This window comes from Desulfuromonas carbonis (assembly GCF_054658035.1).
Window position 1 is genome coordinate 63,092 of record NZ_BAAHXR010000005.1, and the last position, 13,742, is coordinate 76,833.

The following is a 13,742-nucleotide window of genomic DNA, read 5'->3' on the forward strand; positions in this document are numbered from 1 at the left end:
CCCTTAAATCATGGCGACAGGGTGCAAGGCAAGATCGGGTGGGTGGTTACCTTGGGGTTTCAGCTGTGACGCTCGCCGGCGTCGGCGTTTTCTTCAGCACCCAGGCGAGCAGCAGCGACGCCAGGGCCAGCATCGCGAAGATGAGAAAGCCCCGGGCATAGCCGCTCGGGCCGAGATTCCGGACGATCTCACCAAGCAGCGGCGGAATGGCAAAGCCGCCAAAAGCTCCCAATCCGCCCACCCAGCCAGCTGCGCCGCCGACGGCATCGGGAACCTCCTGGGGCACCAGCTTGAATACGGCGGCGTTGCCGACTCCCATGCCGACGGCCATCAGGACCTCGGCCAGCACCGACAGCGGCAGGCTTGCCGAGAAACCCATCAGCAGGGCGCCGACCAGCATGACGAGCATCGAGCCGATGGCGGTATTCTCCCCCCCGCTACGGTCGGCAATACGGCCGCCGAAGACCCGGATCAGCGAGGCCAGAATGGAATAGAGGGCAGTGAGAAACCCCGCCCGGACCGGGCTGACCTCGAAATAGCTGGTCCAGTAGACCGGCAACCAGGCGGTCATGGCGATGAAGCCGCCGAAGGTGGTGAAATAGATGGCAACCAGCACCCAGGTTTTCCAAGTGCGCGCCGAATGCGCCAGACTGATTTTCAAGGACCCGGCCGGGAAGAGTTCCTGGGCATGTTCCCTGGCGGCGACCTTGGCCTGCTCGGGTACGATCCCCTGGGCGACCATCTGAAAAAACGGGGCATTCCTGCCGATCCAGAAATAGAGAAGGGTCCCCGCAGCCAGGAATAGCAGCCAGGCCAGGTAGGCCCCCCCCAGTTGCAGGCGGGCCAGCGCCAGCGGCAGCAGGAAGGAAAAGATCCCCGGCGCCAGGTTGCCGATTCCGGCAAAGATTCCCAGAGCCTGCCCCTGCTGCGCCATGGGATACCAGTAGGAGACCTGGCCGATGCCGACCGAGAAGGTGGCGATACCGCAACCGCAGAGAACGCCGAGCAGGATCAGCAGCGGGTAGAGAGAGGCGGTCATCCCCTCCGGATACCGGGTGAAGATCACCAGGGTCAGACCAAACATGCCGAGCAGGGAAAGGACCAGCAGCACCAGAAAGGGCTTGCGCCCGCCGGTGGTGTCGACCCAGGCGGCAAAGGGGATGCGCAGCAGTGACCCGGACAGCGCCGGCGCCGCGACCAGCAGGCCGATCTGCGCCGGACTGAGCGGCATCACCTGCTTGAACTTGCCGGCGGTGGGGCCGAACAGGGCGACGGCGGCAAAGCCGAAAAAGAAACCGAGGGTCGCACCGGACAGGCCACTGGAGGGGGTCCCCTTGATCGGGTTCATGGACTGTCTCCTCCCTGGACAGGCGGAATTAAATCCCGGCTTGCCGGCGGCGCTCGCGGTACCAGACCACCACCTGGTAGGGGCGAGACAAGTAAGAGAGAGGTACGCTGACCACATGCACCAGGCGCGAAAAGGGGAAGACCGCGATCAGCAGAAAAGCGTTGAACGCATGCAGCTTGACCACCACCGGCAACACCGCGAGGTGCTGGACGTCCGGTTGCAGCAGCACCAGCGAACGCAGCCAGGGGACGGCGTTGTGCAGATACCAGACCCCCCCCCAGCGCAGGGAAATTGCAATCATGACGCCGGTCGCCACCTGCACCAGCAACAGCACCAGCAGCAGCCAGTCGATGCGCGAAGTAACGACCGCCAGCCGCGGGTCCATGCCGCGCCGCACGATCAGCAGCAGCATGGCGATAACCGTGGTGACGCCGAACACCATCCCGGTGACTTCCAGAAAGTAGAGCCGCGCCGGCTCGCCGAGGAGGGTCCCCCAGCCGGCGGGAAACAGGAAGGCCAGCAGATGCGCCAGCAAAATCAGCAGAATGGCGTAATGCCAGGGGACCGAGCCCCAGTAGAGGGCCCGGCTTTCGAGGAACTGGGAGGATTGGGACGACCAGGAGTAGCGGTCGATGGCGTAGCGGAAGCAACCGACCGCTATCGCCAGGGCCACCGCGACATAGGGGAATACGCCGAACAGGATTTGATCGATCATCGGTTCAACTCCTTCCGCCGGCGGCCGTCAGCAATTCGGCTCCGGCATCGACCGTTTCGGCCAAAAAGCTCTGCAGCGCCTCGATCAGGGCGGCATAGGGCTGCTCCGCCTCCAGTCCCTCGGTCAATTTTTCCAGGGCGGGAAGCAGTCCGTCCCGAATCAGCTCCCGGCAGCACTCCGGATCCGCAACCGTGCCGACAAAACGCAGCAGGGTGGCAAGGTGATCGGGGAGTTCGCCGCCCGGCGCGAACCCCTGTTCCCAGAAGAGCTGCTGCAGGCGGATCAGGAACAGGGTCCGTTGCTGACTTTCCCCGCAGAGCAGGTAGCCGACGTAAGGGTGGCAGAGTGGCTGCAGGTCGAAGGTGGCGGTAAAGAGCTCTTCCAGCCGGGCTGGAGTCTGCTCCCGGAGATAGGCGGCAAAGCGTGCCATCGGCGCCGCGGCGGCGGAATCGAGTCCCCGCAGTCGCTCGGTGCAGGCGGCGGCGGTCTCCCGGACGGTCCCCTCGGGATAGCTGAAGAGCGTCGCGAATGCGAGGCACAGTTCTTTCCGGATGGTCGAATTCGTCATATTCACCACCGCCGTTTCGGTGGGCGACGGCTGCCAAAACCCATCCCCTGTTTGTAAGCTTCGGGATCCATTCCCGCCTCGATCGCCTGTTCGCGCAGCATTGGCGGCAACACAATCCGCTCCTTGATCCGGGTCAGGGCCGTCATGCGGAAGATCGCCTCGACCGCCTCGGCACTCACCCCGGCCAGTTCGCAGGCCTTTTCGACTTCACTTTCCGGCAGGTCGCCGACACTCGCCTGACGCCGCTGCAGACGCACCGCGATCAGCTTGCGGTAGACCGCCTTCACCTCCTCGGCGTTGCCGCCGGCAAAGAGCCCGGCCAGATACTGAATCGGCAGCCGCGCCTGTTCCAGGGTGGTGAAGAAGTCGTCGGCCAGCTGCTGGCTTCCCTGGTGCTCCTTCGACAGCACTGGCAACAGCGGCGGTACGTAGAAGAGCATCGGCAGGGTGCGGAACTCGGGGTGCAGCGGCAGGGCGATCCCCCATTGTTTGACGAATTTGTAGACCGGCGAGGCGTGGGCCGCTTTCAGCACCTGCTCGGGGATACCGGCGGCGCGGGCATCGGCCAATACCTGCGGATCATGCGGATCAAGGATGATCTCGCGCTGGGCCGCCGCCAGCTCGCCATCGTCGCGGCTGGCCACCGCCGCGATGCGGTCGGCATCGTAGAGGAGCACGCCGAGGTAGCGGATGCGGCCGACGCAGGAGTGGAAACAGGCCGGCGCCTCGCCCGCCTCCTGGCGTGGGTAGCAGAGGATACATTTCTCCGACTTGCCGGTGGTCCAGCCGTAGTAGGTCTTCTTGTAGGGGCAGGCCGAGACGCACATCCGCCAGCCGCGGCACTTGTCCTGGTTGATCAGCACGATGCCGTCCTCACCCCGCTTGTAGATCGCCCCGGAAGGACAGGCAGCGACGCAGCCGGCGTTGAGGCAGTGATTGCAGATGCGCGGCAGGTAGAACATCACCATCTTCTCGATGGCGAACATCTGTGCCTGCTCCTCACTGCTGAGCTTGACCACGCCAGGATCGTTGACGGCGTAGATGTTGGAGCCGGAGAGATCGTCGTCCCAGTTCGGCCCGGCTTCGATCTTCATCGGCTTGCCGGAAATCATCGACACCGGCCGGGCGGTCGGCTGGTCGTCGCCGGCCGGCGCACCGGTCAGGTCGCCGTATTTGAAGGTGAAGGGCTCGTAGTAATCATCCAGGGTCGGCAGGGCCGGGTTGTGGAAGATCTTGCCCAGCGTCCCGCCGCGCCCCCCCTGCTTGAGCTGCAGCTGCTGCCCCTTCATTTCCCAGCCGCCGCGGTATTTTCCCTGGTCCTCCCACTTGGTCGGGTAGCCGGTCCCGGGCTTGGTTTCGACGTTGTTCCACCACATGTACTCGGCCCCCTTGCGGTCGGTCCAGAGGTTCTTGCAGGCGATACTGCAGGTGTGGCAGCCGATGCATTTGTCGAGGTGGAACACCGATGAGACCTGTGCGCGCACGTTCATGAAGGGCTCTCCTTCGGGTAAGCAAATGACAGGTATTTTTGCCACAGAGTCACAGAGACACGGAGGATTTCATATTCCTGCTTTTCTCTAAGCCTCTGTGCCTCCGTGGCCAGCCTTTAGGTTAAGTGCAGGTTTTTGCCCGGCGTCCTTACCATTGCGGCTCCCCCTTCAACTTGCGGACCAGGATGAAGGTATCGCGGTTGGCGCCGGTCGGCCCCCAGTAGTTCCAGCCGTAGGTGAACTGGCCATAGCCGCCCAGCATCAGGTTCGGCTTGAGACGGATGCGGTTGAGGCTGTTGTGGCCACCGGCGCGCTTGTTCTTGCGCAGCGGTGATTTCGGCACGCCGATGGTCCGCTCCGGGGCATGGTAGAGGAAGGAGATCCCCCGCGGCAGACGGGAGCTCACCACCGCCCGGGTCACCACCACGCCATGGTCGTTGTAGACCTCGACCCAGTCGTTGTCGATCACGCCGATCTGCGCGGCATCCTGGTCGTTGATCCAAAAAGGGTGGCAGCCGCGCGACAGGGTCAGCATGCGGTGGTTGTCGCCGTAGGTGCTGTGAATCCCCCACTTGCCGTGCGGCGTCAGGTAGTTGAGCAGGATGCTCTTCTCGTCCGTTTCGCTGACCAGCAGGTCCTGCAGGCTGCTCGGATCGGGTTTCGGCTTGTAGGTCGGCAGATGCTCGCCGGCGGCGATATACCCCTGGTGATCGAGATAGAAGTGCTGGCGCCCGGTCAGGGTCCGCCAGGGGACCAGCTTCTCGACGTTGAGGCAATAGGCCGAATAGGCCCGGCCGTTACCGGTCAGGCCCGACCAGAGCGGACTGTTGAGCAGCCGGCGCGGCTGACGGTCGAGGTCGGCGAAGGTGGTGCGCACGCCGCGGGTATCGACGGCCAGATCGGTGAGCTGCAGGCCGACTTTTTTCTCCTCGGCGGCGAAAGCGCGGAAGGCCATCTCGCCATTGGTCTCGGGCGCGAGCTTGAGGATCACCTCGGCGGCGTACTTCGCCTCGCTCAGGGAGGGGTAACGCTTGCCACCCCACTCCTCACTCTTGCCGCTGGTGCTCATCTCGTCGTAGTAGTCATCGACCTTCCAGGTGAGGCCGTGGGCGCCGATCCCCTCCCGGGCGTTGGGGCCCAGGGAGATGAAGCGATTGTAGAGGTTTTTGTAGTCGCGTTCGACCACCACCAGCCCGGGCATGGTCTTGCCGGGGATCGGTTCGCACTCCCCCTTGCTCCAGTCCTTGATCTCAGCTTGCGCCATTTCGGCCGGGGTGTCGTGCTGCAGCGGTACGGCGACGAGGTCGCGCACCGGGTCGGGGAGATGGACTTCGGCCAGCTCACTGACTTTTTTGGCCAGCCCCTTGAAGATGTCCCAGTCGCTCTTCGACTCCCAGCAGGGGGGGACGGCCGCCTGCAGCGGGTGAATGAAGGAGTGCATGTCGGTGGTATTGAGATCGTCCTTCTCGTACCAGGTGGCGGTTGGCAGGACGATGTCCGAGTAGAGCGCCGAGGTGTCCATGCGGAAGTTGATGTCGACCACCAGGTCAAGCTTCCCTTGCGGCGCCTGGTCGTGCCAGACCACCTCCTTGACCGAATCCTTCGCGGTCTCCGGGGCGACGCTGTTGGTGTGGGTGCCGAGGTAGTGCTTGAGGAAATACTCGTGCCCCTTGGCGCTCGACATCAGGGCGTTGCCGCGCCAGATGATCCACAGCCGCGGCCAATTGGAAGGCGCGTCGGGGTCCTCGACGGCGAACTTCATCTTTTTCTCGGCCAGCTGTTTTACGGTCCAGTCGACGACCGTCTGGTTGCTGGCCGCACCGGCAGCCTCCGCCTGCTTGACCACTTCGGTCGGGTTGCGGTCGAACTGGGGGTAGAAGGGGAGCCAGCCGTTGCGCACCGCACGCACCTGGTGATCCATGGTGTGGCCGGCGGTGATAGCGCTCTGCTCGGCGACCGGCTGAATCCGTGCCTCGTCGCTGGTTCGCTCGTAACGCCATTGGTCGCTGTGGACATAGTGGTAGGAGGGCGCGTTCTGGAAGCGCGGCGGCTTGCTCCAGTCGAGCGCCCCCATGATCGTCGCCCAGGGGGCGGCCGGGGCGAGCTTCTCCTGGCCGACATAGTGATTGAGGCCACCGCCATTCTTGCCGACGCAGCCGCAGAGCATCAGGGCGACGATGCCGGCGCGATAGGTGAGGCTGGAATGGTACCAGTGGTTGACCCCGGCACCAATGATGATCGAACACTTGCCGCCGGTCTTCTCGGCGGTCGCGGCCCATTCGCGGGCAAACTGGATAACATTGGCGCGGTCGATGCCGGTGAACTTCTCCTGCCAGGCCGGGGTGTAGACCTGGTCGTCGTCGTAGCCGGCCGGGTAGGCGCCGGAAAGACCGCGCTCGACGCCGAACTGGGCCATCAACAGGTCATAGACGGTGGTTACCGCGACCTTCCCCTGCAAAGTCTCCAGGTAGCGGACCGGCACCCCGCGCTGCACGGTCTGCTCAGCGCCAAAATCATCAAAGGTCACCTGCAGTACATCCTCTTTGCCGTCGAGCAGGCTCAATACCGGGGCGATCTCGCTGCCGTCCTGGCCGTCCTTCTGCTGCAGGTTCCACTCCCCCTTCTTCTCCTGCCAGCGGAAGCCGAGGGTGCCCAGCGGCAGGCGCGGCTGGTCGCTGGCTTCATCCCAGACCAGGTACTTGAAGGCGGCGTTTTCTTCCTTGCTGTATCGTTCCAGCGCGGCGCCGCTGAGCATGCGCCCGGCGCGGTAGCTGTCATCCTGTTCGTTGAGCTGGATCAGGAAAGGGGTGTCGCTGAAACGTTTGAGGTAATCGTGGAAATAGGGGGTTTTTGCCTGGTGGTGATATTCGCTGAGGATGACATGGTTGACCGCCATCCAGAAGGCGCCGTCCTGGCCGGCGTGGGCCGGAATCCACCAGTCGGCGTGCTTGGAGGTCATGGAAAAATCGGGCGAAAGGACCGTCACCTTGGAGCCGTTGTGGCGCGCCTCGACCAGGAAATGGGCATCCGGGGTACGGGTCATGTTGACGTTCGACCCCATCACCGCGATGTACTTGCTGTTGTACCAGTCGGCACTCTCGGCGACATCGGTCTGTTCCCCCCAGATCTCCGGCGAAGCGTTGGGCAGGTCGCAGTACCAGTCGTAGAAGCTCAGGTTGACGCCGCCCAAGAGCTGCATGAAGCGAACGCCGCCGGCAAAGCTGAGCATCGACATCGCCGGAATCGGCGAGAAGCCGACCAGCCGGTCGGCGCCGTGTTTCTTGATGGTGTAGACCGTCGAGGCGGCGATAAGTTCCTCGACCTCGGCCCAGCTGGAGCGGCGGAAGCCCCCCTTACCGCGCGCCTGCTGGTAACTCTTGCGCCGCTCGGGGTTTTCGACGATCGACGCCCAGGCGGCGACCGGATCGCCGTACTCGGCCCGGGCCGCGCGCCAGAGGTCGGTCAGCACCCCGCGCAGGTAGGGATACTTGATGCGCAGCGGGCTGTAGAGATACCAGGAGAAGGAGATGCCGCGCTGGCAGCCGCGGGGTTCGTAAGAGGGAAGCCCCGCTTCGAGCTCGGGGTAATCGGTCGCCTGCAGCTCCCAGCCGACGATGCCGTCCTTGACATGGACGTTCCAGGAGCAGCCGCCGGTGCAATTGACGCCGTGGGTACTGCGCACCACCTTGTCGCACTGGTTGCGGTTGCGGTAGAACTCTTCCCAGGCCCGCGACTTCGGGTCGACAATATCCTTGATCCAGCTCATCGCATCCCACCTTTTTGGTTAGAGACCTGTCCCACCAACGATCGCCGGACGCTGGGCAGCCGCCCCAGGCCAAACAGCAGCATTAGTCCGAACAGAACCAGCACACCACCGGCTACTTCCACCAGTAGCTGTCCATCGCTGACCACCGGGGTACCACTGACATGGGCAAAGTAGGCGCCGAGATCCTGCTGCTCAGTTGTGGACAGCGGACGTGTTGCATAGATGGGCTCCATACTTGGGAAGGGGAGGCTCTCGAGGATGCCGGAAACGCCTTCTTCACCATAATTTCCATAGATTCCGGTCAGATCTGGACCAAAGTTGGCTCCGCCGGCCAGCCCTACCCCGGCGATACCGTGGCAGCCGAGGCACGGGGCCCCGCCGTTGGCGAGGGGAATCTCGCCGGTAAAAAGCTTCTCTCCACGGACCGCATTGCCGACAGTCTTTGAAGGTTTCGGTTCCGGGGCGGCAGTAGCACCCCCCTCAGGGTTGGCTAGATAGGCAAGCAGGGCCTCGATCTGTCCAGCATCCAACTGCAGATTCGGCATTGCCAGGCCGTTGAACCTGGCCAGCAGCGCCACTGCCGTTTTATCCCCGGAAGCTATAATCTTGGCCGGGTCTTGAATGAAACTGATCAACCAGGGCCGGTCGCGACGTTCGACCACCCCGAACAGGTCCGGGCCGGTCGGCCGGTCACCGGTTCCCAGACCGTGACATCCCGCGCACTTCTGATGAAACAACGTCTCGCCTTGCCCGGTCTGGTCCGAAGCGGCGGCCGCGCCGACGGCCAGGATTGCCACCAGGATCAGACTCATCCCAAATATGGCGGTTCGACCCGGTTCGTTTTTTCCCATCGCTTCACCTCGATTGATCAGCGCAAAACAACATGATTAAATGGTTCCCCGGCAACGGCATCCACATGCCGCGCAGCCATTACAGACCCTTAACGATTAACAGCCTTTCAGGCCATGGCAAGTAGCCTGCGCCCGGTTATCCCGACGATACCCGACAGCTACTCGATCACTGACCAGGGGAACGCTGGGTTCACTATAAAACTGCTTTTGAATTCCAGATTTGACCTGGGTCAAGTCCTCCCGATAAATATTTACTCACCTGCAGTAAACCATTTTATCTTCTTGCCACCGGGCTTGAGCAACCTGGCCCGGCGTCATGTCTCACCTCGTCAATCCTTGACCGCCGGCAGGAATCCGGTTAGATTGGGCACGGCTTCATACCACCCCTGAACGGACCCCATCCTTGGCGCTGCTCGAAGTCCGCAACCTCAAAACCTACTTCTTCACTCCCGGCGGCCTGGTCAAGGCGGTCGGTGGCATCGATTTCTCCATCGATGCCGGGCAGACTTTGGCCCTGGTCGGGGAATCGGGGTGCGGCAAGTCGATCACCGCCCTCTCGCTGCTGCGGCTGGTGCCGGAGCCGGGACGGGTGGTGGGCGGGGAAGTCCTCTTTGCCGGGGAGGATCTGCAACGGTTCCCCGAGGCGGAGATGCGCCGCATCCGCGGCAACCAGGTGGCGATGATCTTCCAGGAGCCGATGACCGCGCTCAACCCGGTCTTCCGCATCGGCGACCAGATTGCCGAGGTTCTGACCCTGCACAAGGGGCTCGCGCCCCGCGCCGCCCTGGAGGCCGCCGCCGACCTGCTGCACCAGGTCGGCATCCCCGAGGCCGGGCGCCGCCTTCGTGAATACCCGCACCAGCTCTCGGGCGGCATGCGCCAGCGGGTGATGATCGCCATGGCCCTCGCCTGCGACCCGCGGCTGCTGATCGCCGACGAGCCGACCACCGCCCTCGATGTTACGATCCAGGCACAGATCCTCGAACTCCTCGACCGGCTGCGCCGCGAGCGGCAGATGGCGACGCTGCTGATCACCCACGATCTCGGCGTCGTCGCCGAATCGGCCGACACGGTCGCCATCATGTATGCCGGACTGATCGTCGAATACGCTCCGGTGCGCGACCTCTTTGCCGACCCCCAGCACCCCTATACTCGCGGCCTGCTCGCCTGCATTCCGCGCCTCGGGGAAAAACGGCAGCGCCTGACCCCGATCGACGGCCAGGTCCCGGTCGCCGGCGAACTGCCCGCCGGCTGTACCTTCCTGGAACGATGCGCCGTCCCCTTCGCCCCCTGCGGCAACCAGCTGCCGCCGATGACCGAAATCCGGCCCGGCCACCTGGTGCGCTGCTGGCAGGAGAGCTAGCGAAAATGGAACCCCTCCTTTCGGTACGCAACCTGCGCAAGAGCTTCACCGTCAGCGGCAAGACCCCCGGGTCCCGGTCGCAGCGGCTGCTGGCGGTTGATGACATCTCCTTCGATCTCTACCCCGGTGAAACCCTCGGCCTGGTCGGCGAGTCGGGGTGCGGCAAGTCGACCACCGGCAAGCTGCTGCTGCGCCTGCTTGACGCTGACGGCGGCGAGGTTCACTTTGCCGGCGAAAACCTGCTGCAGCTTTCCGAGCGACGCCTGCGCCCCCACCGGCGCCAGTTGCAGATGATCTTCCAGGACCCCTATTCCTCCCTCAACCCGCGCATGCGGGTCGGGCAGATTGTCGCCGAGCCGCTCGTCATTCACAGCCTCGCCCGCGGCCGGGAGCTGCAGAGTGAGGTAGTGCGCCTGCTGGGTACCGTCGGTCTCGGCGCCGAGCACCTCGATCGCTACCCCCACGAGTTCTCCGGCGGCCAGCGCCAGCGCATCGGTATCGCCCGCGCCCTGGCGGTACGGCCGCAGCTGATCGTCGCCGACGAGCCGGTCTCGGCCCTCGACCTGTCGATCCAGGCCCAGGTCGTCAACCTGCTGCAGGACATCCAGCAGCAGTTCGGCCTCACCTACCTCTTCATCGCTCACGATCTCTCGGTGATCGAGCATCTCAGCGACCGGGTGGCGGTGATGTACCTCGGCCGCATCGTCGAACTCGCGCCGGCGGATGCCCTCTACCGCCAACCCCGTCACCCCTACAGCGAGGCCCTCCTCAACGCCGTACCGATCCCCGACCCGGCAGCGCGCCGCGCCCACCGGCCGCTGCAGGGAGAGATCCCCTCCCCGATCGAACCGCCCACGGGCTGCACCTTCCACCCCCGCTGCCCCTACGCCCGTCCGCTTTGCGCCGAGCAGACCCCGCCGCTGGTCGACCAGGGGAGCGGCCAGTTTGCCGCCTGCTTCTTCAGCGCCGAGGTCGGCAAGTTTCGCCAGGCGCGCTGACCCTCCCCTGCCAGGCAACGCCTTTGCCGTGCCTTTGCCGTTGACACCCCCGTGCCAGCAATGGCACAATCGGCGCCATTGCCAGGGGTATCTTTCTCCCCCTGAACTGTCATTGCCAGCAGCTTGTCGAGACCGCCGCGGCACAATCGGCCGCCGCGCGCAGCAGGAGGTTTTGCATGGGTCCGATCACGACGGTGCGGGAGAACTGCCGCAAGTGCTATTCCTGCGTTCGCAACTGCCCGGTCAAGGCGATCAAGGTCAAACAGCACTACGCCGAAGTCATCCACCAGCGCTGCATCGGCTGCGGCAAATGCATCCGCGTCTGCTCCCAGAAGGCGAAGGTGATCGCCGCCTGCATCGAGGAGACCGAGCGGCTTCTCGCCGGCAAGGATCCGGTGGTCGCCGTTCTCGGCTGCTCCTACCCCGCCTTTTTCAATGATGTTCTTCCCGGCCAGCTGGCGAGCGGGATCAAGCGTCTCGGCTTCGACGAGGTCCACGAAGGCTCCAGCGGCGTCGAACTGGTGCGCTCCGAATACGGCCGCCTCAAGGAACAGTCCCTCGGCCGTCCGCTGATCTCCACCCACTGCCCGACCATCGTCGACCTGATCGAGCGCCATTACCCGCAACTGCTCAAGAACCTCATGGACAGTGTCTCGCCGATGGTTGCGATCGGTCGCTTGATCAAGGCGCGCCGGGGGCCGAAAACGCGGGTGATCTACATCAGCTCCTGCATCGCCGGCAAATTCGAAATCGAGGCCGAGGAAGTGGCCGGCGCCGTCGACGTCGTACTCACCTACCAGGAACTCAATTCGATGCTGCGCCAGCGCAGGATCGATCTCCCCCGGCTGCCCGAGGGGCATTTTGACGGTATCCCGGCCGGGCGCGGGCGCCTCTTCCCGATTTCCGGCGGTCCCTTTGAGGCCTTCGCGATCAGCAGCGAATTCCTCGATGCCGACTTCGTCACCACCGAGGGGGAAGCGAACGCTCTCGAGATCATCAAGGATCTCGCCGCCGGCCGCATCCAGCCCAAGGTGGTCGACCTCCGGTTCTGTGCCGGCGGCTGCATCAGCGGTCCCGGCAAAAACAACCGCCTCACCACCTTCTCCAAGCGCAGCCTCGTCATCGACTATTTCCAGCACGGCAAGGTCCCCTACGTTACCGCTCCCCATTATCTCGTCAACCGGCCAAACCCCGACCTGCGGCGCCAATTCAAGAACAAGCACCAGCGACTCGACCTGCCGAGCGGAGACAGCGTGCGCAAGATCCTGCAGTCGACCAACAAGTTCGTCGAGCAGGACGAGCTCAACTGCGGCTGCTGCGGCTACCAGACCTGTCGCGAGCATGCCGTTGCCGTCTACCAGGGGCTGGCGGAAGAGGACATGTGCCTCCCCTTCTCCCTCAAGCGCCTCGAAGAGGACCGCTTCAACCTCGCCCAGAAATACGAACTGGCCCGGCGCGCCCTCGACCAGGAATTCGGCGACGCGGCGATCATCGGCCAGGATACCGGCACCTCGGAGGTCCTCAAGCTGATCCGCCAGGTCGGCCCGACCCAGACCACCGTCCTGATCCGCGGCGAGAGCGGCACCGGCAAAGAGCTGACCGCCCGCGCCATCCATCAGCAGAGCCACCGCAGCGACAAGCCGCTGGTCACCCTCAACTGCACCACTCTCACCGACAGCCTCCTCGAAAGTGAGCTCTTCGGCCACAAGAAAGGGGCCTTCACCGGCGCGATCGGTGACAAGAAGGGGCTCTTCGAAGCGGCGAATGGGGGCACCATCTTCCTCGACGAGATCGGCGACATCACCCCGAAACTGCAGGCCGAACTGCTGCGCGTCCTCGATTCCGGCGAGATCCGTCCGGTCGGCGGCAATACCGCGGTCAAGGTCGACGTGCGCCTGATCGCCGCCACCAACAAGAACCTCGAAAACGGCGTCGCCGAAGGCTGGTTCCGGGAAGACCTCTTCTACCGCCTCAATGTCTTCACCATCACCATGCCGCCGCTGCGCAGCCGCCTCGACTCCCTCCCCGGCCTCGTCGAACACTTTCTCGCCCGGGCCAGCAAACGGGTCAACAAGACCCTGCTCGGCATCGAGGAACGGGCGATCCAGGCGATGCAGTGCTATCCCTGGCCCGGCAATATCCGCGAGTTGCAGAACATCATCGAACGGGCCGCGGTCCTGACCCAGGACCAGGTGATCCGCCTCGAAAACCTGCCGGTCGTCTTTGCCGAACTCAGTCTTGGTGAGGCTGCCGGCCCCGGCAAGCAACCCGGCAGCTTCCGCGGCCAACGGGAAAAGCACCTCAGCCAGGTGGAGAAGGGCCTGATCAAGCGCTACCTGCAGGAGAGCGCCGGAAATGTCTCCGAGGCCGCGCGGCGGGCCGGTATCCCGCGCCGCACTTTTTACCGTCTGCTGAGCCGCTACAACATCCACGGCCGGGACTTCAGCGCGAAAAACCGTTAGCGGCCCGCCATTGAGCCAAGTCCTGCCCAGTTTTGTCACCACCCCATGCCAAATTTGACACATGGCGGCAAGCGGATGTTTTTATTGATAAATTTCCAAATTTTTTAATCCGCCTAGAAATACTGTGCCATCCCCGACACAGCCGCAAGTCGAATTCCCCTCCCGCACCCTGCCTACGGAG

The 13,742-nt window shown here is 64.0% G+C and carries 9 protein-coding genes; 3 read left to right on the forward strand and 6 right to left on the reverse strand.

Annotated features, from left to right (window positions below; translation table 11 throughout):
* Positions 1–46: 46 nt before the first annotated feature.
* The 6 genes from ACYQ8E_RS17825 to ACYQ8E_RS17850 all read right to left on the reverse strand — a co-directional run bounded on the left by ACYQ8E_RS17825 (position 47) and on the right by ACYQ8E_RS17850 (position 8,738).
* Positions 47–1,348, reverse strand: a complete 1,302-nt coding sequence (locus ACYQ8E_RS17825) for an MFS transporter (RefSeq protein WP_066727831.1) — start codon at positions 1,346–1,348, stop codon at positions 47–49.
* Between the two features lie 28 nt (positions 1,349–1,376).
* Positions 1,377–2,063 (reverse strand): respiratory nitrate reductase subunit gamma, encoded by a 687-nt coding sequence (narI, locus tag ACYQ8E_RS17830; protein WP_066727832.1) that lies wholly within the window; start codon positions 2,061–2,063, stop codon positions 1,377–1,379.
* Positions 2,064–2,067: 4 nt separating this feature from the next.
* Complete coding sequence (gene narJ / locus ACYQ8E_RS17835) at positions 2,068–2,631, reverse strand: nitrate reductase molybdenum cofactor assembly chaperone (protein ID WP_459861654.1); 564 nt, start codon at positions 2,629–2,631, stop codon at positions 2,068–2,070.
* A 2-nt stretch (positions 2,632–2,633) separates the two neighbouring features.
* Positions 2,634–4,121: a nitrate reductase subunit beta gene (narH, locus tag ACYQ8E_RS17840; RefSeq protein WP_459861655.1), complete on the reverse strand. Its 1,488-nt coding sequence runs from the start codon at positions 4,119–4,121 to the stop codon at positions 2,634–2,636.
* 148 nt (positions 4,122–4,269) lie between these two features.
* A complete protein-coding gene (locus tag ACYQ8E_RS17845) occupies positions 4,270–7,887 on the reverse strand; it encodes a nitrate reductase subunit alpha (RefSeq protein WP_459861657.1) in 3,618 nt (1,205 codons plus the stop codon).
* Positions 7,884–8,738, reverse strand: coding sequence for a c-type cytochrome (locus ACYQ8E_RS17850; protein ID WP_066727836.1), 855 nt, complete (start codon positions 8,736–8,738; stop codon positions 7,884–7,886). The genes ACYQ8E_RS17845 and ACYQ8E_RS17850 overlap by 4 nt, the downstream gene beginning before the upstream one ends.
* 403 nt (positions 8,739–9,141) lie before the next feature.
* Between ACYQ8E_RS17850 and ACYQ8E_RS17855 the strand changes: the two genes are divergently transcribed.
* The 3 genes from ACYQ8E_RS17855 to ACYQ8E_RS17865 all read left to right on the forward strand — a co-directional run bounded on the left by ACYQ8E_RS17855 (position 9,142) and on the right by ACYQ8E_RS17865 (position 13,561).
* The gene (locus ACYQ8E_RS17855) at positions 9,142–10,101 is read left to right on the forward strand and encodes an ABC transporter ATP-binding protein (protein WP_459861659.1); all 960 of its coding nucleotides are present in this window, start codon (positions 9,142–9,144) and stop codon (positions 10,099–10,101) included.
* 5 nt (positions 10,102–10,106) lie between these two features.
* Positions 10,107–11,099, forward strand: a complete 993-nt coding sequence (locus ACYQ8E_RS17860; protein ID WP_459861661.1) for an ABC transporter ATP-binding protein — start codon at positions 10,107–10,109, stop codon at positions 11,097–11,099.
* Positions 11,100–11,275: 176 nt separating this feature from the next.
* Positions 11,276–13,561, forward strand: a complete 2,286-nt coding sequence (locus tag ACYQ8E_RS17865; RefSeq protein ID WP_459861663.1) for a sigma 54-interacting transcriptional regulator — start codon at positions 11,276–11,278, stop codon at positions 13,559–13,561.
* The last annotated feature ends 181 nt before the right edge of the window (positions 13,562–13,742 follow it).